The sequence below is a fragment of the Streptomyces shaanxiensis genome (assembly GCF_039537145.1).
Lineage (GTDB): Bacteria > Actinomycetota > Actinomycetes > Streptomycetales > Streptomycetaceae > Streptomyces > Streptomyces shaanxiensis.
The window spans coordinates 131888-153712 of sequence record NZ_BAAAZY010000009.1; the positions used below are offsets into that span (position 1 = coordinate 131888).

Genomic DNA, 21825 nt, shown 5'->3' on the forward strand with positions numbered 1-21825 from the left:
CCGCCCCCACCAGGGCCGCACCGGCCGTCGCACTGAGCGCCGTGAGCAGCGCGAGGGCCGCTCTGGCCGTTCCGAGCCGTTTCTGATGACGTGTCACACTTACCCCCCTGATGTCTCGTCAAATGTGGCAGGACTCAGGGGAAGTGCACCAGACCGCGATGACCTGCGGGGTTGCTAGGCGCCGACGACCCGCGAACGGGTGAGGAAACGCACCCCCTCGGGTGCCTCCAGCGAGAATCCGCTGCCCCGTCCCTCGACGACGTCGACGATGAGCCGGGTGTGGCTCCACACCTCGTACTGGCTGCGCGACATCCAGAACGTCACCGGTTCCGCCACCCCGTCGACGTCCAGCTCCGCGAGCAGTATGTCCGCGTCACCCGTACGGAACTCGCCCGCCGGGTAGCACATCGGGGCGCTGCCGTCGCAGCAGCCGCCGGACTGGTGGAACATCAGCGGGCCGTGCGTCGCGCGCAGGCGGCGCAGGAGGTCTTCGGCCGCGGGGGTGAGTTCGACGCGCGGGGTCTCCTCGAACAGCGGGATCTCCTCGTCCATGGCGGCAAGGACAGCACGGGCAACGTTGCGAGAGGGTTGCACCCGCTGTGATCACCCGTTCTGACTAATCTGCTGAGGTGACCACCGAGTTGACGCTGCTGACGTCCGTCGCCCACCGGGGCAAGGAGATCACCGCGCCCCGCCTGCGCGCCCTGCTCGCGCTGCTGGCCGGGGAACCGCGGGCGGGATGCGGCACGGGGCGGCTCGTGGCCGGGCTGTGGCCGGAGGAGCAGCCGGAGAACCCGACCAAGGCCCTGCAGATCCTGGTCTCGCGGGCCCGGTCGCTGCTGGGCGGCGACGCCATCGCGAGCACGCCCACCGGTTACCGCATCGCCCTGCGCGAGGACCAGGTGGACGCCTGGGCCGTGCAGCTGCAGGCCGCCGCGAGCGCGGAGAGGGCGCGGGCCGGAGACCATCACGGCGCGGTCGCCGAGGCCGAGGCGGGGCTCGCGCTCTGGGACGGCGGCCCGGCGCGGGGCGGCTCCCCCGACGATCCCCTGGAGGTGCTGCGCCTCGAACTCGCCGTCACACACAGGGCGTTGACGCGGCTGCGGGCCCTCTCGCTGGCGCGTTCCGGACGGCGGGAGGAGGCGGTGGGCCCGCTCCGCCAGCTGGTGGGCGACCAGCCACTCGACGAGGAGCCGCTGCTGGAGCTGATGCGCTGTCAGGCGGCCACCGCCGGTGCGGCCGCCGCGCTGGCGGCGTACGACGGCTACCGGCGCCGGCTGCGCGACGAGCTCGGCACCGATCCCGGCCCCGCCCTGCAGGAGCTGCACCAGGAGCTGCTGCGCGGTCAGGCGCCCGTGGTGCGACGCGGGGTGCCGCACGAGCCCAACCCGCTGCTCGGGCGGGAGGCCGACGTCGAGGCCGTGACCCGGCTGATCCACAGCTCGCGGGTCACCTCGATCGTCGGGCCGGGCGGTCTCGGCAAGACCCGCCTCGCGAGTGCCGTGGCGCGCGACGCCGAGCACCGGGTCGTGCAGCTGGTGCCGCTCGCCGGGGTCGGCCGGGACACCGACGTCGCGGGCGAGGTCGCCTCGGCGCTGGGCGTCGGCGACGGCCTGCGCGACCGGTCCGCCGGGTACGGGCCGCCCGCCGAAGCGCTCGCCGGCATCGTCGGCGCCCTCGGCCCCGGGCCGGCGCTGCTCGTGCTGGACAACTGCGAGCAGGTCGTCTCCGGAGTCGCCGACCTCGTCCAGGCGCTGGTGTCGATGACCCGGAACGTCAGCGTCCTCACCACCAGCCGCGCCCCGCTCGGCCTGTCCTCGGAGGCCGTCCACCCGCTGCCCGAGCTGGACCCGGCCACCACCGTCGAGCTGTTCGAACAGCGGGCCCGCGCCGCCCGCCCCGACGCCGAGCTGCCCGCCGACGCCGTGGCCCACCTGTGTCGCCGCCTGGACGGGCTGCCGCTCGCCACCGAGCTCGCCGCGGCCCGGGTACGGGTGATGTCGGTGGCCGAGATCTCCCGCCGCCTGGAGGACCGCTTCGCCCTGCTGCGCGGCGGACCGCGGGACGCGCCGCAGCGGCACCGCACCCTGCACGCCGTCGTCGACTGGAGCTGGAACCTCCTGGAACCGGCGGGCCAGGAGGCCCTGCGCGCCCTGTCGGTCCTCCCTGGAGGCTTCACCGCGACGGCCGCCGAGCACGTCGTCGGCGGCGACGACGTCCTGGACGTGCTGGAGGACCTCGTCGACCAGTCCCTGCTCAAGGTGACCGACACCGCGTACGGCACACGGTTCCGGATGCTGGAGACCGTACGGGAGTTCGCCGCCGCCCATCGTGAGCGCGCGGGGGAGGAGGACGTGGTCGCGGACCGGTTCCTGGGCTGGGCGCGGGAGTTCGGGGCCACGCATCACGACGCGCCGTTCGGCACCGACCCGATCGCCTCCTGGCGGCTGATCCGCGCCGAGCAGGACAACCTGGTCCACGCGCTGCGGCTCGCGCTCGCCCGCGACGACGCCGACACCGTCGCCGCGGTGGCCGCCGTCCTGGGCTCCCTGTGGGCCACCGAGGCCAACTACACCCGGCTGATGGCCCTCGCCGAGGACACCGCCCGGCTGCTCTCGCACTACCGGCCCGGCCCGGCGTACGTCGAGCCGACCCGGACCGTCCTCGCCATGCTGGCCTGCACCCTGGTCCTCGCCCTCGGCACGGGCGCCGTACGCCCCCTCGCGGCTCTGCGACGACTGCAGTCCGCACCGCCCGACACCCTGGTGCGGGCCCTGTCGACGGTGCTGTGTGCGCTGCCGGAGATCCTCGCGTCCGGCGACCACAAGACGCTTCAAGCGCTGTGCGACAGCGAGGAACCGCTGCTCGCGGGCTTCGCCAACGGCGCGGCGAGCTATGTGTGGGAGAGCGCGCACGACCCGGAGCGGGCGCTTGCCGCCGCCCGCCGGACGCTCGACGCCTTCGGTGACCGGGACATACCCATGCTGCGGTTCTGGCCGCAGTCGCGGCTCGGCGAGCTGTGCCTGCGCACGGAGCGCGGCGCGGAGGCGATCGGGCCCATGGAGGACGCGCTGGCGGCCCTGGAGAGGTACGGCGAGCGGACCGACTCGCTCGGACTGGGCTGGGGACTGATGCTCGCCCACCTGCAGACCGGGGACCTCGACCGGGCCGAGCACTGGCTGGAACACACCCTGCGGAACCAGCCCGAGGGCCTGGCCCCCGACGCGTTCGCCCCCGACCTGGGCGCCCGCGCCGAGATCGCGCTCGCCCGCGGCGACATCGAGACGGGCCTCGGCCTGTGGCGCCGGGCCGTCGAACGGCTGAGGCGGGGTGCGAGCCCCGTCTTCGCCGGTGAGCACCTCCTGGAGGGCTGGCGGCTGGAGCTGCAGGCCGTCGCCGTGACCGCCCACGCCCGGCACGGCCGCCCCGACCTCGTCGCGCCGCTCGCCGCCGCGCTCCCCGAGCGCCTGACGACCCTGCTCACCCAGCCGCCGGCCGAGCACCGCACGACGGCGGACCTCCCCGTCCACGGCGCCCTGCTGCTCGCGCTCGGCACGGCCGACCTGGCGCAGGGTGCCGTGGCTCATGGAGTACGGCTGATCGCGCTGGCGGAGCGCTTCCGGTATCTGCCCAACTTCCAGCCCACGATGTCCTCCGCCCGCGCCCGTGAGAGCGCCGAGCACGCCGACCGGGCGGCCTACGCGGACGCGGTGTCCGAGTACGCCGCCCTGGCCCCGGACGGTCTGCGCGCGGCCGCGCTCGGGCTGCTGCGGGAGCGGACCGGCTGAGCCGGCAGTGTCGGGGACGGGTCTGGCGGATCGCAGGTTCAGAGCCGCACCGGCAGGCTCAGCAGGTGGAAGCCGTCGCCGGGCCAGTGCCCGAAGGCGACGTCGGCCCGGTCCACGGCCAGGACGGGCGCCGGCCGCCGGACGAACAGCTCCTCCAGCACCACGCCCGTCACCACTCGGCCCAGCGCCGCACCGATGCAGTAGTGCGGACCGTGCCCGAAGGCGAGGTGGCCGTCGCCGCGCCCGAACTCCCTGGTGATGTCGAGCCGTTCGGGCACCTCGTACGCCGCCGGGTCGTGGTTGGCGCCGAACAGCGCGACCGTCACGGCCTCGCCCTTGTTCAGCGGCGTACCGGCGAACTCGAAGTCCTCGGCGGCGTACAGGGTGGCGCCGATACGCACCAGCGTGACGAACCGCAGGAGTTCGGGCACCGCGCGGGCCAGGAGTTCCGGCTCGGCGCGCAGCAGCTCGCCCTGCTCGGGGTGGTCCAGCAGGGCGAGCACCCCGTGGGCGAGGAACAGGGCGGGCGGAGTGATGCCGGTGTTGATGAGCAGGAAGAAGACGGTGACGATCTCGTCGTCGCTCATCCCCCCGTCGGCCAGCAGGGCGGACACCAGGTCGTCGGTGGGTACGGCACGGCGCCGGGCCACCAGGTCCTTGGTGTACTCAACGATGCCGGCGAGCCCTTCGGTGATCCGGCTGCCGTCGCCGTACGCGAAGTCCCGGATCCACCCGCAGACCCGCTGCTGGTCGGCGGCGTCGACGCCGACCAGCTCGCAGATCACGGCGGTGCTCAGCGGATAGGCGAACTCGCCCAGCAGGTCGGCCTGTTCACGCTCGGCGAGGCCGGCGACCAGCTCCTGTGCGGTCTTCTCCACGAAGGGCCGCAGCGCGGACACGCGGCGGGCGGTGAAGGCGCGGGTGAGCGGGTTGCGGCGCCGGGTGTGCTCGTCGCCGTCGAACAGGGCCAGATGCCCGGAGAGGTACGGGAGGTACTCCTCCGGGAAGCCCTCGAAGCCCTGGGCCAGCAACTCGGCCTGCGGGTCCGGCATGTCGGAGCCGCCGGGGACGGTCGTACGGTCCCGGATCAGGCGGGGTTCGGTGAGGGCGGCGCGGACGTCGTCGTAGCGGGTGACGAGCCGGGCGGGGGTGTTCAGGCCGGGCAGGACCGCGTGGCCGAGGTCGGGGCGGGAGCGCAGGTCGGCGTAGCCGCGGACGGGGTCCTCGACGAGCTCGGGGGTGAGGTGCAGGGGGGTGGCCGTCATGCCGTGTGCCCTTCTGGCTGTGAAGCGTCGGAGTTCGTGCTTCAGAGCCTGCGGGGGGCCGGCTTTGGCGCGGTTTCAGAGCGGTTTCAGGGGCGGGGACGCACGCGTGCCCCGGGCCGGTCCGGCCCGGGGCACGTGGGGAGTTATCGCCGGACGCCGCCGATCTCGACGATGCCCGTGGTCTTCGCGCCACTGGCGTTGTCGTAGACGACATCACCGGTGGACTTCTTCCAGATCCTGATACGGAAGGTGTCCGGTCCGTCGGTCGCGGTGATCCGGAAGGCGTACCCGCCGCTGCCGTCGACCGTGCCGGAGCCCTGGTACACGGCCTTGGCGTCGGTGACCACGAGCCAGTCGGAGCCGGTGGAGCGGAACTTCAGCCTGGCCGGCCCGAAGTCGAGGGACGCCTTGCCCGTGGGGACGGTGGCTTCCTTGGCGTAGGCGGCGGCGAAGGAGAAGGCGGCCTTGCCGGTCAGGGCGGGCTTGGCCGGGTAGGCGCCGGCCGGGGAGGTGAACAGGCCCGTGCCGAGGGCGGGTCCGGCGGCGCGGTCGTAGACGATCAGCTCGGGGAGTGTCGTGCGGTCCGAGGCGTCGTCGTTGTCGGTGATCGTGAGGACCGGGCGCAGGATGCCGGGCCTGGTGTAGGTGTGCTCGGCCCGGCAGGTGCCGCCGTCGACCGTGCCCGCCGTCGGCTCGGTGCCGTCCTTCCAGTCGATCCGGCAGGTGTGGGTGTCGCCGACGTCGGCGTCCCGGAACTCGGCCGTGACGGTGGCGCGGTGGCCGGCCGGCACGGGCGACTCCGGAACCTTCGCGGAGGTGATCGCCGGGGTGCGGTTGACGATCGGGTCGATGCTCGTCAGGCTCGGGACGACCTTATCGATCAGCCCGTCCGAGTCGAACTCCAGCTTGTCGACGGTCGTTTCACGGTGGGTGCCGTCACCGCCGGGGATCGCGAAACGGTGGTAGGCGACGTACCACTCGTCGGTCTTCGGGACGTGGACCACCGAGTGGTGGCCGGGGCCCTTGATGCCGAGGGAGAGGTCCTTCTCCAGGATCACGCCGTGCTTGGTCCACGGGCCGGTGGGCGAGGGGCCGGTGGCGTAGGCGACGCGGTAGTTCTCGTCCCGGGTGTCGTTCTCCGACCACATGAAGTAGTAGGTGCCCTTGCGCTTGATGACGAAGGTGCCCTCGTTGTAGCCGCTCGGGGTGATGTCCTTGACCTTCGAGGTGTCGATGGACGTCATGTCGGCGTTCAGCGGCGCGACGTACGCGCGGCCGTTGCCCCAGTACAGATACGTCTGGCCGTCGTCGTCCGTGAACACCGCAGGGTCGATCATCTGGCCGCTGAACTGGCCCGCTTTGAGCAGCGGCCCGCCGAGCGCGTCCTTGAACGGCCCCGTCGGCGAGTCGGACACCGCGACGCCGATGTTGGCGTCGGCACAGAAGTAGAAGTAGTACTTCCCGTCCTTCTCGCCGATCGTCGGCGCCCACGCCCTGCTGTCCGCCCAGGAGACGTCCGGGCCCAGGTCGAGGATGACGCCGTGATCCTTCCAGTGGACCAGGTCGGTGGAGGAGTACGCCTTGAACTGCGTACCGCTCCAGCCCTCGAAGCCGTCGGTCGTCGGGTACATGTAGAAGGTGTCGCCGAAGCGGACGATGTTCGGGTCGGCGTTGAGACCCGGCAGCACCGGGCTCTTCATGACGAGCGCCGAGACGGTCCAGCTGCGCTTCTCGCCGTCGGAGCCGGTCACCTCGTACGTCACCGGCTTGCTGAAGTCGTGGACGCTGCCGGAGGCCGGGCTGATCGCCGCGCCGTGGGCGAGGGTGAACTCCGGGGCGAGGGCGGTGAGATCGGAGCCCTCCTTCATCGGCAGGGTGATCCTGCTGCCGGGGTCGTCGATGAGCGCGTCGACCTTCAGCGCCGGGTGCGTCGCCTTCGCGATGCCCGCCGTGTTGCCGCTGAGCTCCATGACCTCGGCGGCGGTGAGGGCCCGGTCGTAGACGCGGAAGTCGTCGACCTCGCCGCCGAAGTACGGGTCGGCCCCGTACAGGGACCGGCCGATGTAGCCGCTGTGGTCCTTGTTCGCGTCGTACAGCTCGGACGGCTTGATGGTGGTCGTCGTGCGGGCCGCCTCGATGCCGTCCACGTACAGGGCCATCGCGCCGGTCGAACCGTCGAGGGTGACGGTGACATGCCGCCACTCGCCGGGCGTGAGCCGCGAGCCCGCCGTCAGCTTCGACTCGGCCGACCAACTTGCCTTGGTGATGGCCGAGTAGAGGCTGGAGCCGCCGTTGGACGGGGTGGCGAAGAGGTACTTGTTGCTGTCGGGGCCCAGCCCGAACAGCCACTGGAAGTTGTCGCCGCCCTTCCACTTGGCGTACGTCGAGACGGTGACGCTGTCGGCGTTCTTCAGCACGCCGTTCGGGATACGGACGTACGGCGAGGTGGTCGAGGAGCTCGAACCGCCGGACATCTTGAAGGAGCCGCCCTCGACGCCGGTGCCGAAGTCGGGAGTACGGACGTAGGTGCCGTGGTAGCCGTGACCGCTGGAGTCACGGGCGATGTTGCCGCCCGTCTCGTCGAAGTCGTAGTGCACGAGCAGGTCGGCGGGGACGTCGGCGCCCTCCGCCGAGACGGTCACCTCGGCGCGGACCGGGAGCGCGGCACCGTCCGGCAGGCTGCCCGTCACCGTGAAGGTGCCGGCCTGCGCGTACTTGGACTCCGGGACGTCCTCCCAGGTCACCGAGACCGGACGCTTGACGCCGTCGGCGTAGGTGGCGATCACGGTGGCGGGCAGGACGGGGGCCTGACCGATGCCGGTCTTCACGGTGACGTCCTCGACGCCTTCCACCAGCTGGTCCGGCTGGTAGGCGCGCAGCAGGCGGTCGTACTCGGCCTGCGTCACCGGGAGCACGGTGCCGTGGCGGGGCTTGGCCGGGAGGTCGTAGCCGGTGGACGGCGTCCAGGTGCCGGAGGCGAGGTCGGTCGTCTCGAAGGGGATGTAGCCGCGGCCGCCGAACTCGTCGAGGAACGCGTACCACTTGTCCTCGGTGTTCGACTTGAACACCAGCGGCCCCTCGGCCGCGTTCATCGCGCCCTTGCCGATGCCCTCGGCGACGGCGTCCCAGGACAGGTCGAGGAGGGAGTCGCTCTTCTCCTCGAAGATGAACTTGCTGTTGGGCGTGGAGGAGGTGTTGTTCCGCTCGTCCTTGGAGAGGCGGAAGTACGTCCCGTCGTGCGCGATCACCGTGGAGTCGATGACCGAGTAGCCGCGGTCGATCCAGACCTTGGGCTCGCTGAAGGTGTAGAAGTCGCGGGTCGTCGCGTACATCATGCGGTTGTACGTGTCGCCGGAGTGCGCCTCGTTGTCGTACAGCTTCGACGCCCAGAAGACGATGTACTCACCGCGCTGCGCGTCGTAGAACGCCTCCGGCGCCCAGGTGTTGCCCGCGCTGTCCGGGGAGACCTTGACCAGGCGCTGGTTCGTCCAGTGGACGAGGTCGGTGGACTCCCAGACCATGATGGACTTGCTGCCGGTGCGCTGGGAGGCGTCCCAGTCGCCGTTGCCGTAGATCCTCAGGTCGGTGGCGATCTGGTAGAACTTGTCGCCCTCCGGGGAGCGGATGATGAACGGGTCGCGCAGGCCCTTCTCGCCGAGCGTGGAGGTCAGGACCGGCTTGCCGTCGTTCAACTCCCGCCACTTCAACGGGTCGTCGCCCTTGCTGAGGGCGGCGTAGAGCTGCTCGCCGTCGGCCGTTCCCTCGCCCGTGAAGTAGCTGAACATGTAGCCCCTGAGGGCCTCGCGCTTCGGCAGCTCGGGCACCTTGGCGGTGAAGGCGCGGGTCGTGCTCGCCTCGCCCTTGGTGACGGTGGCGGTCAGTTCGACGGTGGTGGCGCCCGTGCCGTGTGCGGGGCGGTGGACCAGGCCGTCGGAGGAGATGACGTCCGGATTCGCGGAGGACCAGGTGACCTTCGTGCCGTAGGAACCGGTCGCCGGGAGGGTCAGGTTGCCGCGTACGTCGTCGAGATTGCGGACGGTGAGGGCTTCGGCGGCCTGTTCGGTGGCGGTCCGGTCGTCGAAGGCGGGGAGCACCGTGACCTCGAAGGTCTTGGTGTCGGTCACGGCGCCCTTCTTCAGGGTCGCCGTGAGCGTGGCGTGGGCGTCGGGCTCGCCGGCGGCGGGTCGCGTGACCTTGCCGGTGTCCGAGACGACGGACGGGGCGTCGCTGGCCCAGCTGATCGAGGAGCCGCCGGCCGTGCCGGTCTTCGGCAGGTCGAGGTCGGCTGTGACGGCGCCGGTGTCACCGAGGCTCAGCGCGGCCTTGTCGTCGGCGACGCCCTGCGTGGCGACGGGGAGGGCGAGTTGCTCGACCTCGGAACCGGCGAGGGCACGGTCGTAGACCCGGAAGTCGCGAATCCTGCCCTTGAACAGCTTGTCGCCGGAGTAGACCGACTTGCCTATGTAGTTGGCGGTGGTGGTGCCGGAGCCGATGGCGCCGGGGGTGATGGTGACCGAGGTGTTGCGGCCGACCTCCACACCGTCCTCGTACAGCACGCCCGTGGTGCCGGTCTGGGTGTAGGTGAGGTGCTTCCAGACCGAGCGGGTGAGGTTGTGGGAGTCGGCGGGCCTGGTGGTCTGCTCCGTCGACCAGTTGCCGGTCGCGATGGACGTCCGCAGCGAGTTGCCGGTGGTGAAGAGGTAGCCGTTCCCGTTGCCGCCGCTGGTGTTGCCGAAGCCGTAGACGAAGTACGGCGTGGACTGCGCGGAGTCGATCCGCACGTCCAGCGAGACGGTGATCGCGTCCATGCCCTTCATGACGTCGTTCGGCACCTTGATGTAGGTGTCCGAGCCGTTGAAGGCGAGCCCCTGACCGGTGCCCGACCAGTCGGCGGAGCCGTTGACCGCCCCGTCCCGGCCGTTGCCGGAGGCGTCGGTCGCGGTGCTGCCGGAGGTGGCGTCGAGCTTGTACCAGAGGGCGAGACCGTCGGTGATCTCCGCCGCCTCGGCTGCGTCGGCGGCCTGCGCGGGAAGGGTGGGTGCGGCGAGTCCCAGCAACAGCGACGCGGCGGTCAGTCCGGCGAGTCGGCGCGCCAGGCGTCTCGCGCGGACGCGGGCGCGTGCGATGTACGGCATGTGGAGTCCCTGCTGAGGCATGGCGGGGCCTCGGCCATGGGCACCCTGCCGTTTCGGCTGTGTGACGTCGTGTTGCGAGAGTGTCAAACGGGGTGTGGCACAGCGTCAAGAGGTTTCGAACAATGTCCGACTGGTCGAACAGCCTTGATATTGGTTACTTCGGTCCGGAGGACTGACACCGCTTAGCTGGGCCAGTACGTTTCTGGCGTCAGCAATCTGCACAACGTCTCGTCCGAGTTCTCGAAGTGCTTCTGGAGGAGCCCATGCGACGTCGCACACTCGGGCTTGCCCTCGCGGCGGTGACTCTCGCCGGCGTCGCGGGCTGCGGATCGTCGGAATCCGGGAGCGGTGGCGCCTCGTCCGCGAACGGGACCGGGGCGACACGGGTCACGGTCGGCGTCATCCCGATCGTCGACGTGGCGCCGCTCTATCTGGGGGAGAAGCAGGGGTTCTTCAGCAGCCGGGGCCTCGACCTGGAGATGGTCGCCGCCCAGGGAGGCGCGGCGATCATTCCCGGTGTGGTGAGCGGGCAGTACCAGTTCGGCTTCAGCAACACGACCTCGCTGATGATCGCCCGGACCAAGGGCGTTCCCGTGAAGTCCGTGGTGAACGGGGCGGCCTCCAACGGCAAGGTGGGCGGCGACGTGACCGGCGTGGCGGTCAGGAAGGACAGCCCGGTCAAGTCGGCCAAGGACCTCGCCGGGCGGACGGTGGCGGTGAACACCCTGCAGAACATCGGGGACACGACGGTCCGTGAGTCGGTGCGCAGGGACGGCGGCGACCCGTCCGAGGTCGAGTTCGTGGAGATACCGTTCGACCAGATGCCGGCCGCACTCGACGGCGGGCGCGTGGACGCGGCGTGGATGGGCGAGCCGGCGATGACCGTCGCCGAGGCCCAGGGCGCCCGCGTCATCGCGTCGCCGTTCGCCGAGACCGACCCTAAGCTCACCGTGGCGACGTACTTCACCTCCACGAAGCTGGCGCAGGAGAATCCCTCGCTGGTGAAGAGGTTCACCGAGGCGATGACGGAATCGCTGCGGTACGCCTCCGAACACCCCGACGAGGCACGCCGGATCCTCACCGCCTACACCAAGATCAGCGACGACGTCATCGACGACCTCACGCTCCCCAGCTGGCCGGACCGGGTCGACATGGCGTCGTTGGAGAAGCTGGCCTCGCTGGGGGAGAAGGACGGCATCTTCGGTGGGAAGAAGCCCGATGTCGAGGAGCTGTTCTCCTGAGGGCGCCGATTGCGGGCGGGCCGGCTGTCCCCGTGCCGGGGAGGCCGGTCGGCCGGGTCAGCGATCGCGCCGCGCGCGGCGTGACTCGGTGAGCACCGGCAGCAGGGGCAGCAGCGAGACCAGGACGACGACGGCGACCAGCGGCAGCAGATAGTCGTCGATGTCGGGGACGGAGGCGCCGAGGGCGTATCCGGCCAGGACGAGACTCTGCGACCAGAGCAGGCCGCCGACGATCTGCCAGATCGTGAAGGTCCGCGTGGGCACGCCGAGCGCACCGGCCGCCGGGTGCAGGACCGTCCGCACCATCGGGACGAAACGGCCGATCACCAGGGCCTTTCCATAGCCGTAGCGGGCCAGCAGCTTCTCCGCCCGGGCCGCCGTCTCGCGCACGCGGCGTCTGTCGGTGCGGGCCAGCAGGGCCCGCCCGCCGTGCCGCCCGAGCAGGAAACCGACCTGGCCGCCCGCCACGGCGCCGACGGCCGCGCACAGCAGCACCTGCCACAGCACCAGCCGTGGCGCCTGCTCGGCGGTCCCCGCGCACAGCACACCGGCCGGGAAGAGCAGCGTGTCGCCGGGCAGGAAGAAGCCGAACACGAGCAGACCGGACTCCGCGAAGATCACCACGAGAACACCGAGGGCACCGAAGGTCGCCAGCACCGAGGCGCCGTCCATCGGGTTGACGGCGGTCACCGGATTGCCGGCGATCATCGGGTCGATGGCGATCATCGCCATCACCTCCCGGCCGTCCTCGTCGGTCTTCCCGCCCCCATCAAGCATCCCGTGCGTGCGGCGCGGGCGCCTGTCCCGGCTCGGCGGGCGCGCCGGTGAAGCGTTGCGGGCACCCCGGTGAAGCTGCGCGCGGCAGGTGACGTCGGCGGCGGGCAGGCGGCCCGTGGCCAGGTAGTTGTTCACGTCGTGGGTGGCGCATGCCGGGGTGTTCGGGGCGCCGTGCAGACCGTGCCCGCGCCCGCCCTGTATGCGCACGAGACGTGAGCCCCGGCGTGGGTGCTCTACCGGGAGGCCGACGGCCGGCTCTCGCAGAGCGCCGTTCGGACGGTGGCCTTCATGTCGTCGCTCTGGGCGTCCGAACCGCCCGGGCCGAGGTTCACCATGACCGTCGCCTGCCTGCCGTCGACCGTGGCACCGCCCGCCGTCTCGTACCCGGGAATGTCGCCGGTGTGCCCCCAGTAGAGGCCGCCGCAGGGCAGCGGCCTGCTCTCCAGGCCGAGGCCGTAAGCCCGGCCGTCCGGGTTGCCGGTCGGCCGCGTCTTCGTCATCTCCCGGAGCTGGGCGGGACGCAGCAGCCTGCCGCGTACGAGCGCGTCCAGGAACCGGTTGAGATCGGTACCGCTGGAGATCATCTCGCCGCTCGCGCCCGCGACCGAGGGGTTGATGGCGGTGATGTCCATGAGGGGCGCGTCCTCGCCCGGTTGCGCGTACCCGCGCGGGTGCGGTCCCGGGATCGCCGGGTCGTCACCCGGCACGTGCGTCTCGCGCAGGCCGAGCGGCGTGATCACGCGCCGGCCTATCTCCGCGGCGTACGTATGGCCGGTGACCTTCTCGATGATCATGCCGGCCAGCAGGTAGCCCGTGTTCGAGTAGCGCCAGCCGGTGCCCGGCTCGAAGGTCGGCGGGTGGGCGAGCGCGATGTCCACGAGGTCACGGGTGTCGTGGTGGGCCAGTGGGTCCTTGAGGATCTCCTCCGGGCTGAGGTGGTCGAGGACGTCGGGCACGCCGCTGGTGTGCTGGAGCAGCTGACGGACGGTGATCACGCGCCCGTCGTTGCCGTTTCCGCGGACGACGCCGGGCAGGTAGCGCTCCACCGGCGCGTCGAGGGCGACGCGACGCTCTCCCACCAGTTGGAGCATCACCGTCGCCACGAACGGTTTGGTCATGCTGCCGATCCGGAACCTGCTGTCACGCCGCACCGGCGCGCCGCTCCGCACGTCGGCGACACCGCTGGTCAGCACCACGCCGCCGGTTCGGTCCCGCACTTCGACGAGCGCACCGGGTCCGCCGTCGACCGTGGTCAGCCGGTGCAGGAGGGCGCGCAGCCGAGCGTGGTCGGCGGCGCCGGCGGGTGCGGTGGCGTGCTGCCGTGGCATGTCCCCACCTGCCGGGGCGCCCGCCGTGACACCGACCACCACGGCCAGTGTGAGTAACCCACCCACCGCACGCTTGCGCTTGATCACGTGTACCCCCTCGACGGACCTCGCCTCGCTGTACCGTCCAACGATGGCCGCGGGCGCGTGCCGACTCGATGGGGCGACCATCCGGATCGATGGTGGGGTTACCCCCCGGCTCAGTGCGCCCGCCGGTCGACGATCAGGCGCACGCCCTGTGGCCGCATGGTCATCCGCAGCAGCGGCTCGGGCTTGCCGCCCGGCTGAGCCCGTACCCGCCACCGGCGCAGCATCACCGCGAGGGCCACCTGTGCCTCGGCGAGCCCGAACGCGTCGCCGATGCATCGGCGGGCGCCCGCGCCGAAGGGCATGAACGCCTCCCGTCGGCGGCGCTCGACCCGTGCGTCGAGCCAACGGTCGGGGTCGAACCGCTCGGGGTCGGCGAACACCGCCGGATCCCGGTGGAGGGAGTAGGGGCTGAACAGCACGCCCGCGGCGGCAGGCAGACGGTGGCCGGCCAGTTCCGTGTCGACCAGGGTGACGCGGCTGAGCAGCCACACGGGAGGGTGCAGCCGCAGCGACTCGTTGAGCGCGCTTCATATGGGACAGCCGCTGCAGATCCTGGTGGGTGACGGGGCGATCGCCGAGTACGTCGGACAGCTCGGCCTCCAGCCGCTCGTACTCCCGGGGGTGGCCCGTCAGCAGGTGCAGGGTCCAGGACAGCAGGCCCGCCATGGTCTCGGTGCCGCCGATGAAGAACGTGATGACCTGGTCGTACACCTCCTGTTCGGTGTGGATCGCCGGGCGGTCCGGGGGTACCAGCGCCGACATCAGGTCACCGTGGTCGCCGCCGCAGATCAGCCGGTGAAGGGCTCGGCGCCCGAAGCGGCCCCAGGACGGCCGGCACCGGCGCCAGAACCGGCGCGACGCCGCCCACAGGGGTTCCGGCATCGGGACGAAGGGCGCCGGTCGCCTGTGACATCCGCAAGGGCCAAAAAATATTTCGGACGGCGATGTCGAGAACGCGTGACCGGCTCCGTCCCTGTGGTGAACGCGACCAGAATGGGTCGCACCAGCATCGAGGAGAGATCACGATGGCCAAGTACCTGCTGCTGAAGCACTACCGCGGCGCCCCGGCCCCGGCCAACGACGTGCCCATGGACCAGTGGACGCCCGAGGAGATCTCGGCCCACGTGCAGTACATGCAGGACTTCGCGGACCGGCTGGAGAAGACCGGCGAGTTCGTCGACGGCCAGGCGCTCGCTCCCGAGGGGGCGTGGGTCCGGTACGACGGCGAGGGGCGCCCGCCGGTCACCGACGGCCCGTTCGCCGAGACCAAGGACCTCATCGCCGGCTGGATGGTGATCGACGTCGACAGCTACGACCGCGCCGTCGAGCTGGCCGGGGAACTGTCGGCCGCCCCCGGGGCGGGCGGGACGCCCATCCACGAGTGGCTGGAGGTGCGCCCGTTCCTGGCCGAGCCGCCCACCATCACGGAGTGACCTCTCAGGTGTCCCAGGTGCCCCAGATGGACGAGGCAATGCTGAGGAGCCTCACGCCGAACGTGCTCGCCGTCCTCGTCCGCCGCGGAGCCGACTTCGTGGCGGCCGAGGACGCCGTGCAGGACGCGCTGGTCGAGGCGGTCCGCGGCTGGCCGGCCGACCCGCCGCGGGATGCGAAGGGCTGGCTGATCACCGTGGCCTGGCGCAAGTTCCTCGACGCGACCCGGGCGGACGCCGCCCGCCGTCGGCGTGAGGAGAGCGTCGACGAGGAGCCGGCGCCCGAGCCCGCGCCCGCCGTGGACGACACGCTCCAGCTCTACTTCCTGTGCGCCCACCCGTCCCTGACACCGTCGTCCGCGGTCGCGCTCACACTGCGCGCCGTCGGCGGCCTGACCACCCGCCAGATCGCCCAGGCCTACCTGGTGCCCGAGGCGACCATGGCGCAGCGCATCAGCCGGGCCAAGCGCACCGTCTCCGGCGTGCGGTTCGACCAGCCCGGCGACGTCGCCACCGTGCTGCGCGTCCTCTACCTGGTCTTCAACGAGGGCTACTCCGGAGACGTCGACCTCGCCGCCGAGGCCATCCGGCTCACCCGGCAGCTCGCGTCCGAGATCGACCACCCCGAGGTGGCCGGGCTGCTTGCCCTCATGCTGCTCCACCACGCCCGGCGCGCCGCCCGGACCGCGCCCGACGGCAGCCTCGTACCGCTCGCCGAGCAGGACCGCGGCCGATGGGACACCAAGGCGATCGCCGAGGGCGTGGAGATCCTGCAGGCGGCACTCGCCCGCGACCGGCTGGGCGAGTTCCAGGCCCAGGCCGCCGTCGCGGCCCTCCACGCCGACGCGCCCACCGCCGAGGAGACCGACTGGGTGCAGATCGTCGAGTGGTACGACGAACTCACGCGCCTGACCGACAACCCGGTCGTCCGGCTCAACCGCGCGGTCGCCGTCGGCGAGGCCGACGGACCACGCGCCGGCCTGGCGGCACTGGCGGCCCTTGACGACTCACTGCCCCGTCACGCCGCGGTGGCGGCCTACCTCCACGAGCGCGACGGCGACCTGACGACGGCTGCCCGCCTGTACGCCGAGGCGGCCCAAAAAGCACCCAACCTCTCCGAACGCAACCACCTGACCCGCCAGGCCGCCCGCCTCAACGCCCTCCTCAACGCCCGCCGGAGTCGCTGACGGGTCGGCCCGAGCCACAGGTGAGGAGCAGCAGTGCGGGCGAGGTCTCAGGTGGCGGTGTGGCGGGTGTCCGACCACGCCTCCCACAGGGCCGCGTACGGTCCCCCGGCGGCGCGCAGTTCGTCGTGCGTGCCGGTCTCGACGATCCGTCCGGCGTCCATGACGACGACGCGGTCGGCGCTCGCCGCCTGGCTGAGGCGGTGGGCGACGATCAGTGCGGTACGGCCGTCCACGGCCCGCGCGACCGCCTTCTCCAGGGCGCGCGCTCCGGCGCCTGCCGGCCTACGCGGACGCGGTCGTGCGGCAGTCCGTCCCGTACTTCTATCAACTCGGCACCCAGATCGGGTATCTCGACGTCCCGACCGCCCATCTGACCGGCCTCCTGCGCCGGCCGCGCGCCGTCGAGCCCCGCAACTTCGTCCCCCGGGACATCCCGATGCGCTTCGACCCCCGTGCGATGCCGGACATCGACCGCTGGGTCCGCCGGCACGGCAGCCGCTTCCTCTTCGTCAACGGCGAGCAGGACCCCGTCGTCGCCGAGCCCTTCCGTCTCGGCCCCGGCACGCGCGACTCCCGTGTCCTTTGGGCCCCCGGCGCCAACCACCACCTCGGCCTGGCCGACCTCCCGCCCACCGCCCGCGCCGAAACCACCGCCACCCTCCTGAGGTGGGCGGGCAACCCGGTCGCTCCTCGCCGGTGACTCGGTGACTCGGTGACTCGGTGGCCCGGCGACCTGGTCGGCCTGGACACCCGCGAAGATCCGGAAGGTCAGCGCAGGACCACCGTGCGCCGCCCCTGGACGAACACCCGGCCCTCGCAGTGCCACCGGACCGCTCGGGCCAGGGCCGCCGACTCCGCGTCGCGGCCGATGGCGGCCAGGTCGTCGGGGGACTGGCTGTGGTCACGAGACGGGCGAGGCGGCCGCGGCCCGGATCGAGGCCGAGTCGCCCGACGGCCCGCGGTTCCCGGTCGTCGACCCGGACGACCTCGCCGAGCACTACTGGGACATGTGCGGCAAGCGGGACCGCGTCGAGCAGTTCCACCCCGAGTCGTTGACTCCTCGGGCAGCGGCGTAGCGCCTGCCGTGCGGACCGGCCGAGAGCCCTCGGCGTCCGGTCGGCGCACCCGATACCCCGCTCCCGAGACCGTCTCGACCACCTGCGGTACGGCGTGTCGATTCAGGTCGTCCGCGTGCAGGATGTCGCCGGGGTGGAAGGTGATGCCGACGAAGGTGACCGGCACGTCGAGGGCACCGGTGGCGTTCTCGTTCCCGGGGGTGCGCGGCAGGTCGCGGAGCAGTCCGTTGTCCCGGTGGCACGAGACGGTGCGCACGGGGCGGCGAAGGCGCGGTGGGCGCCGAACTGACGGACCTGCAGGTCCCAGACGTGCAGGTCGGCGCCGTACTGGTCGGACAGGTCGGCGGTGCGGACGGGGGCGCGGGGTTCGGGCGCCTGGTTGCCTTTCGCTGGGGGCTGCCTTGCTCGCGCGGGTCCGGCCGTCAGGAGGGAGCGGGCGCGAGCGCGGCGGCCTGCTCGGGGGTGAGGGGGCGGGTGGCGTGCCCCCGGAGGAGAAGGTGCAGCTTGGCGGTTTCCTCGAGTTCCTCGACGGCGTCGGCGGCCTTCTCCAACGTGGCGCCGGCGACGACGGGCCCGTGGTTGGCGAGGAGAACGGCGTGGTGGGTGCGCGCGGTGCGCTCGGCGAGAGGTTCCAGGGCGACGTCGCCGGGGGCGTGGTAGGGCAGCAGCGGCAGGGTGCCGACGCGCATGGCGTAGTACGCGGTGAGCGGGGGCAGGGCGTTCGCGGGGTCGAGGCCGTCGAGGCAGGAGACGGCGGCGGCGTGCGTGGAGTGCAGGTGGACGACCGCGTGGGCATCGGGCCGGGCCCGGTAGAACGCGGCGTGCAGGAATGTCTCCTTCGTGGGCGCGGGGCCGTCGAGGTGACGGCCGTTCAGGTCGGTGCGGGACAGTTCCTCTTCCGTGACACCGCCCAGGCTGGAGCCGGTGGGAGTGAGCAGGAGACTGCCGTCGGCGAGGCGTAGCGACAGGTTGCCGGTGGAGCCGTGGGTCAGGCCGCGGGTGAACAGGGAGCGTGCCGTACGGACGATCAGCGCGCGGGCCGTCCGCTCGTCGGCGTAGCCGCTCACCGTGCCTCACCGCTGCTGCCGAGGGCGCGGGTGAACAGGTCGGGGGCGCCGAAGTTGCCGGACTTCAGCATCAGGAAGAGGTCGCCGGCCTTGGTGGTGGCGTGGGTCCACGGGACTCCGGGGTCCGCTTCCTCGCCGACCAGGACGGCACGGATGCCGAGGGCGGTGGTGACGGCGCCGGAGGTCTCCCCGCCGGCGACCAGGAGTCGGCGTACGCCCCGTTCGACGAGGTGGGTGGCGAGAACGCCGAGGAGCTCCTCGACCCGAGCGGCCGCTTCGGCGACCCCCAACTGGGCCGGGACCGCAGCGAGTTCCTCCGGCGAGGCGGAGGCGTAGATCAGCACAGGCAGGCGCGGATCCTGCGTGTCGAACCAGGCCAGCGCCTCGTCGACGACTTCGCGTCCGGCCGCGTCGGCGAGGACGTCGAGGTGGAGAGAGGGCAGGCCGGCGGCGTGGAAATGGGCGATCTGTTCCAGGGTGCGGGCCGAGCAGCTGCCGGCCAGCACGGCGGCGCGGCCCTCCCGCGGTACGGGGTCACCGGTCGCGGGGGCGCCGTCCGGACAGGCGTGACCGATCCCTTCGGCCAGCCCGGCGGCGCCGGCGACGACCGGCAGTTCGAGGCACGCGCCGCCGAGGACGGCGAGGTCGTCGTCGGTGATCGCGTCGGCGATGACGTGCCGTACCCCGTCCTGATGGTGGGCGACCAGTGCGTCACGTACGGCGTCGGTGCCGCGCCGGACGGTCGACCGGTCGATCAGCGCGACGCGGTGGCTGGTCTGCGCGGACAGCAGGCGCACCAGTGCGGAGTCCGTCATGGGGTTGAGCGGGTGGTGGCGCAACGGTGAGTCGGACAACAGCTGGTCGTGGACGAAGAGATGGCCCTGGTAGACGGTGCGGCCGTTGGGCGGGGACGCCGGGCAGCGCAGGGTGATCCCGGCTCCGGCGGCGTCGAGGAGCGCGTCGGCGACCGGGCCGATGTTGCCCTGGGGGGTGGAGTCGAAGGTGGAGCAGTATTTGAAGTAGACCTGGGCCGCGCCCTTCGCCCACAGCCAGCGCTGGGCGTCCAGGGACTCCGAGACGGCCTGGTCCGCGGGCGTGGAGCGGGACTTGAGGGCCACCACGGCGGCGTCGTAGTCGGCGGGCAGTGCCGAGGTGGTGTCCGGGGTGCCGAAGACGAGGGCGGTGCGCAGGCCGGCACGCCGGAAGGCGGCGGCGACGTCCATCGCACCGGAGAGGATCATGGCGACCGGGTTGGCGATGTTGCGGCCGGCGATGTCGGGTGCGGAGCCGTGCGAGGCCTGGGCCATCGCGGTGGTGGCGGAGGCGTTGATGGAGGGGGCGGTGCCCAGCGAGCCGCTGATCTCGCCGGCGAGGTCGGAGAGGATGTCACCGAACATGTTCTCGGTGACGATGACGTCGAAGTCCTGGGCGCGGCGCACCAGATGGACGGTCATGGCGTCGATATGGAAGTCGTCGACAGCCACGTCCGGGTAGTCCTGGGCGACTTCCTGGCACACGGTGCGGAACAGGCCGGTGGTGAGCTTGAGGACGTTGGCCTTGTGGACGATGGTGAGCTTCTTGCGCCGCGAGCGGGCGAGGTCGAAGGCGACGCGGGCGACGCGTTCGGTGGCCGTGCGGGTGATGATGCCCATCGCGATGGCGACGCCCTCGACGGGGCTGAACTCGCCGGTGCCGGCGTAGGTGTTGCGGTCGGCGTAGAAGCCCTCGGTGTTCTCACGGACGATGACGAGGTCGGCGTTGTCGCAGACCGCCGTGGCGCCGGGGAAGCTCTTGGCGGGGCGGATGTTGGCGAACAGCTGGAAGTGCTTGCGCAGGGTGCCCGAGGGGTTGAGGGCGGACTTGTGGGGTTCGGGGTAGCTGACGGAGTCGTGCGGGCCGAGGAGCCAGCCGTCCAGGTCGGCCAGTGCCTGCGTGGTCTCCTGCGGTACGGGGGTGCCGTGGGTGTCGATGGCGGCGGCGCAGAGCGGCAGGGTGACCCAGTCGACGGTGACCCCCGCGGCCTGCGCGGCGGCGGTGGCGATCTCCACGGAGGCCGGCACGATCTCCGGACCGATGCCGTCGCCTTCCAGGACACCGAGACGGTAGGTGCTGCTCATGATGCGGGTTCCTCTCTGAGGGCTACAAGGAGTAGGGGAGTCGGGGTGTCAGGCCAGGACGGCGGAGGCGTCCGTCAGGGCGGTCCAGGAGCGGGCCGGCTGCCACGGGCGGCCGCCTCCTCGGCGAGCTGGTGCAGGGCGCGTTCGGCCCAGGCGCGCTGCATGTCCGCGAGCCCCGGCAGGAAGGCGCCGCGCGTCTGACCGAGCGTCACGGGCACGCCCAGCGCACCCGCCAGCCGGGCCGCACCCAGCAGCCGGTCCAGTGCGTACCGGCGTACGTCGGGCGAAGGATCGGTCAGCGTCAGGCGGTCCTGCGCGGCGATCGGACCGGTCCCGATGCCCAGCACTCCCAGAGCGCTGCCACCGACCGTGCGGATCAAGTCTCGGCATCACGTGCGGTGACGTCGCGGACCTGCACCTCCACACCGTCGTAACCGAGCTCGGCCAACTGCCGGACCGCGTCGGCGAGCGGTGCGTCGAACCCGAGGGAGACGGGCGCGCGGCAGTCGTCGCCGGCGACGGTGTAGGCCGGCGGCCACGGCAGACGCGCGGTCACGGCGCGACCGCCTCGGTGCGCGCGGGTGACGGGGCGACCGCCAGCAGGTCGCGCAGCTCGCGCGCGGCGGCAGCGGCACCGTCGAGGACCGGCACGTCCAGCAGTGCGGTCAGCGCTTCGCGGGCGGGAGTCAGGGAGTACTGCGCCAGCAGCACCGCGTCGACGTCACCCGCGCCGACGGCACGCAGCGCGGCGGCGAGGTGACGGGCGGTGTCCTCGGGGCTGTCCGTAGCGGCCGCGTTCTCGCTCAGCGCGGTGACGATGTCGACGGCGCGGTCGGGCCGCACCGCCGGGACGAGTGCGTGGAGTTGGGCGACGGCCGCCGGGACGCGGGTGCGGCGGAGGCGACGACGGCGATCCGTCGATACGGGCCAGCCAGCGCGGCCTTGAACATCGCCTCGTCCGACTTGAGGACGGGCACCTCCCACAGGGTGCGGGCGGTGTCCACCACCTCACCGTAGGAGGAGCAGGTCAGCAGCAGAGCCTGCGCACCGCCGTCCATCACATGGCCGATCAGACGGAGCATGCGCCGCCGCAGCGCGTCGGTGAGGCCGCCGGCGGCACTGGCGTCGTCCAGGAGGCGGTCGTCCAGCACGTTCCAGACACGGGCCTCGGGAAAGTCCCGTGCGAAGGTCTCCTGCGCGATACGGGCGCCGGACGGCACGGCGTGGATCATCGCGACCAAGGGGCGGGGTTCGAGCACCGGGTTCATTCCTCTTCCGGTAGACGGGAACCGACGAGGTCCCGTCCCCGGTCCCGCTGCATCGGGCA

16 protein-coding genes and 4 pseudogenes are annotated in these 21825 nt (G+C 72.0%); 5 read left to right on the forward strand and 15 right to left on the reverse strand.

What is annotated here, in order from left to right:
- Nucleotides 1-174: 174 nt before the first annotated feature.
- On the reverse strand, nt 175-552 hold the full coding sequence (locus tag ABD932_RS13675) for a DUF779 domain-containing protein (RefSeq protein ID WP_345012243.1): 378 nt from the start codon (nt 550-552) through the stop codon (nt 175-177).
- 77 nt (nt 553-629) lie between these two features.
- Here ABD932_RS13675 and ABD932_RS13680 point away from each other — a divergent pair, with 77 nt between their 5' ends.
- On the forward strand, nt 630-3788 hold the full coding sequence (locus ABD932_RS13680) for an ATP-binding protein (RefSeq protein ID WP_345012244.1): 3159 nt from the start codon (nt 630-632) through the stop codon (nt 3786-3788).
- 38 nt (nt 3789-3826) lie between these two features.
- Here ABD932_RS13680 and ABD932_RS13685 read toward each other — a convergent pair whose 3' ends face one another.
- Together ABD932_RS13685 and ABD932_RS13690 are read right to left on the reverse strand one after the other, a co-directional pair.
- Nucleotides 3827-5053 (reverse strand): cytochrome P450, encoded by a 1227-nt coding sequence (locus ABD932_RS13685; protein WP_345012246.1) that lies wholly within the window; start codon nt 5051-5053, stop codon nt 3827-3829.
- A 143-nt stretch (nt 5054-5196) separates the two neighbouring features.
- Nucleotides 5197-10188: a family 43 glycosylhydrolase gene (locus tag ABD932_RS13690; RefSeq protein WP_345012248.1), complete on the reverse strand. Its 4992-nt coding sequence runs from the start codon at nt 10186-10188 to the stop codon at nt 5197-5199.
- Nucleotides 10189-10451: 263 nt separating this feature from the next.
- Here ABD932_RS13690 and ABD932_RS13695 point away from each other — a divergent pair, with 263 nt between their 5' ends.
- Complete coding sequence (locus ABD932_RS13695) at nt 10452-11429, forward strand: ABC transporter substrate-binding protein (RefSeq protein WP_345012250.1); 978 nt, start codon at nt 10452-10454, stop codon at nt 11427-11429.
- A gap of 57 nt (nt 11430-11486) precedes the next feature.
- On the opposite strand, the gene ABD932_RS13700 is transcribed toward ABD932_RS13695, so the two are convergent.
- The 5 genes and pseudogenes from ABD932_RS13700 to ABD932_RS43965 all read right to left on the reverse strand — a co-directional run.
- Nucleotides 11487-12119: a DedA family protein gene (locus ABD932_RS13700; RefSeq protein ID WP_345012375.1), complete on the reverse strand. Its 633-nt coding sequence runs from the start codon at nt 12117-12119 to the stop codon at nt 11487-11489.
- Between the two features lie 183 nt (nt 12120-12302).
- Nucleotides 12303-12413, reverse strand: a pseudogene (locus tag ABD932_RS43960) (hypothetical protein); the annotation flags it as partial.
- A 26-nt stretch (nt 12414-12439) separates the two neighbouring features.
- Nucleotides 12440-13621 (reverse strand): serine hydrolase domain-containing protein, encoded by a 1182-nt coding sequence (locus tag ABD932_RS13705; protein WP_345012252.1) that lies wholly within the window; start codon nt 13619-13621, stop codon nt 12440-12442.
- A 110-nt stretch (nt 13622-13731) separates the two neighbouring features.
- A pseudogene (locus ABD932_RS13710) lies at nt 13732-14133 on the reverse strand (cytochrome P450); the annotation flags it as partial.
- Nucleotides 14134-14167: 34 nt separating this feature from the next.
- A pseudogene (locus ABD932_RS43965) lies at nt 14168-14503 on the reverse strand (cytochrome P450); the annotation flags it as partial.
- 143 nt (nt 14504-14646) lie between these two features.
- Between ABD932_RS43965 and ABD932_RS13715 the strand changes: the two are divergent.
- The gene (locus ABD932_RS13715; RefSeq protein ID WP_126389472.1) at nt 14647-15054 is read left to right on the forward strand and encodes a YciI family protein; all 408 of its coding nucleotides are present in this window, start codon (nt 14647-14649) and stop codon (nt 15052-15054) included.
- A gap of 26 nt (nt 15055-15080) precedes the next feature.
- Entirely contained in the window at nt 15081-16238 is a 1158-nt protein-coding gene (locus tag ABD932_RS13720; protein WP_345012379.1) for an RNA polymerase sigma factor, read from the forward strand.
- 47 nt (nt 16239-16285) lie between these two features.
- Here ABD932_RS13720 and ABD932_RS13725 read toward each other — a convergent pair.
- A pseudogene (locus tag ABD932_RS13725) lies at nt 16286-16516 on the reverse strand (ABC transporter ATP-binding protein); the annotation flags it as partial.
- 20 nt (nt 16517-16536) lie between these two features.
- On the opposite strand from ABD932_RS13725, the gene ABD932_RS13730 reads away from it, so the two are divergent.
- Nucleotides 16537-16938: a hypothetical protein gene (locus ABD932_RS13730; RefSeq protein WP_345012254.1), complete on the forward strand. Its 402-nt coding sequence runs from the start codon at nt 16537-16539 to the stop codon at nt 16936-16938.
- A 798-nt stretch (nt 16939-17736) separates the two neighbouring features.
- Here ABD932_RS13730 and otnC read toward each other — a convergent pair.
- The 6 genes from otnC to ABD932_RS13760 all read right to left on the reverse strand — a co-directional run bounded on the left by otnC (nt 17737) and on the right by ABD932_RS13760 (nt 21757).
- On the reverse strand, nt 17737-18381 hold the full coding sequence (otnC, locus tag ABD932_RS13735) for a 3-oxo-tetronate 4-phosphate decarboxylase (protein WP_345012256.1): 645 nt from the start codon (nt 18379-18381) through the stop codon (nt 17737-17739).
- The gene (otnK, locus tag ABD932_RS13740; protein WP_345012258.1) at nt 18378-20498 is read right to left on the reverse strand and encodes a 3-oxo-tetronate kinase; all 2121 of its coding nucleotides are present in this window, start codon (nt 20496-20498) and stop codon (nt 18378-18380) included. The genes otnC and otnK overlap by 4 nt, the downstream gene beginning before the upstream one ends.
- Nucleotides 20499-20572: 74 nt before the next feature.
- Entirely contained in the window at nt 20573-20878 is a 306-nt protein-coding gene (locus tag ABD932_RS13745) for a hypothetical protein (protein ID WP_345012260.1), read from the reverse strand.
- Nucleotides 20875-21054, reverse strand: a complete 180-nt coding sequence (locus ABD932_RS13750; RefSeq protein WP_345012262.1) for a hypothetical protein — start codon at nt 21052-21054, stop codon at nt 20875-20877. Before ABD932_RS13750 ends, ABD932_RS13745 begins: the two co-directional genes overlap by 4 nt.
- Nucleotides 21051-21341, reverse strand: a complete 291-nt coding sequence (locus tag ABD932_RS13755) for a hypothetical protein (RefSeq protein WP_345012264.1) — start codon at nt 21339-21341, stop codon at nt 21051-21053. The genes ABD932_RS13750 and ABD932_RS13755 overlap by 4 nt, the downstream gene beginning before the upstream one ends.
- Entirely contained in the window at nt 21302-21757 is a 456-nt protein-coding gene (locus ABD932_RS13760) for an aspartate/glutamate racemase family protein (RefSeq protein WP_345012266.1), read from the reverse strand. The genes ABD932_RS13755 and ABD932_RS13760 overlap by 40 nt, the downstream gene beginning before the upstream one ends.
- Nucleotides 21758-21825: the final 68 nt, after the last annotated feature.

Excerpts from the sequence above, each read along its gene's own strand:
- ABD932_RS13675 (WP_345012243.1), bottom strand. The coding sequence starts at position 552 with ATGGACGAGGAGATCCCGCTGTTCGAGGAGACCCCGCGCGTCGAACTC.
- ABD932_RS13685 (WP_345012246.1), bottom strand. The coding sequence starts at position 5,053 with ATGACGGCCACCCCCCTGCACCTCACCCCCGAGCTCGTCGAGGACCCC.
- ABD932_RS13690 (WP_345012248.1), bottom strand. The coding sequence starts at position 10,188 with ATGCCGTACATCGCACGCGCCCGCGTCCGCGCGAGACGCCTGGCGCGC.
- ABD932_RS13695 (WP_345012250.1), top strand. The coding sequence starts at position 10,452 with ATGCGACGTCGCACACTCGGGCTTGCCCTCGCGGCGGTGACTCTCGCC.
- ABD932_RS13715 (WP_126389472.1), top strand. The coding sequence starts at position 14,647 with ATGGCCAAGTACCTGCTGCTGAAGCACTACCGCGGCGCCCCGGCCCCG.
- ABD932_RS13720 (WP_345012379.1), top strand. The coding sequence starts at position 15,081 with ATGGACGAGGCAATGCTGAGGAGCCTCACGCCGAACGTGCTCGCCGTC.
- otnK (WP_345012258.1), bottom strand. The coding sequence starts at position 20,498 with ATGAGCAGCACCTACCGTCTCGGTGTCCTGGAAGGCGACGGCATCGGT.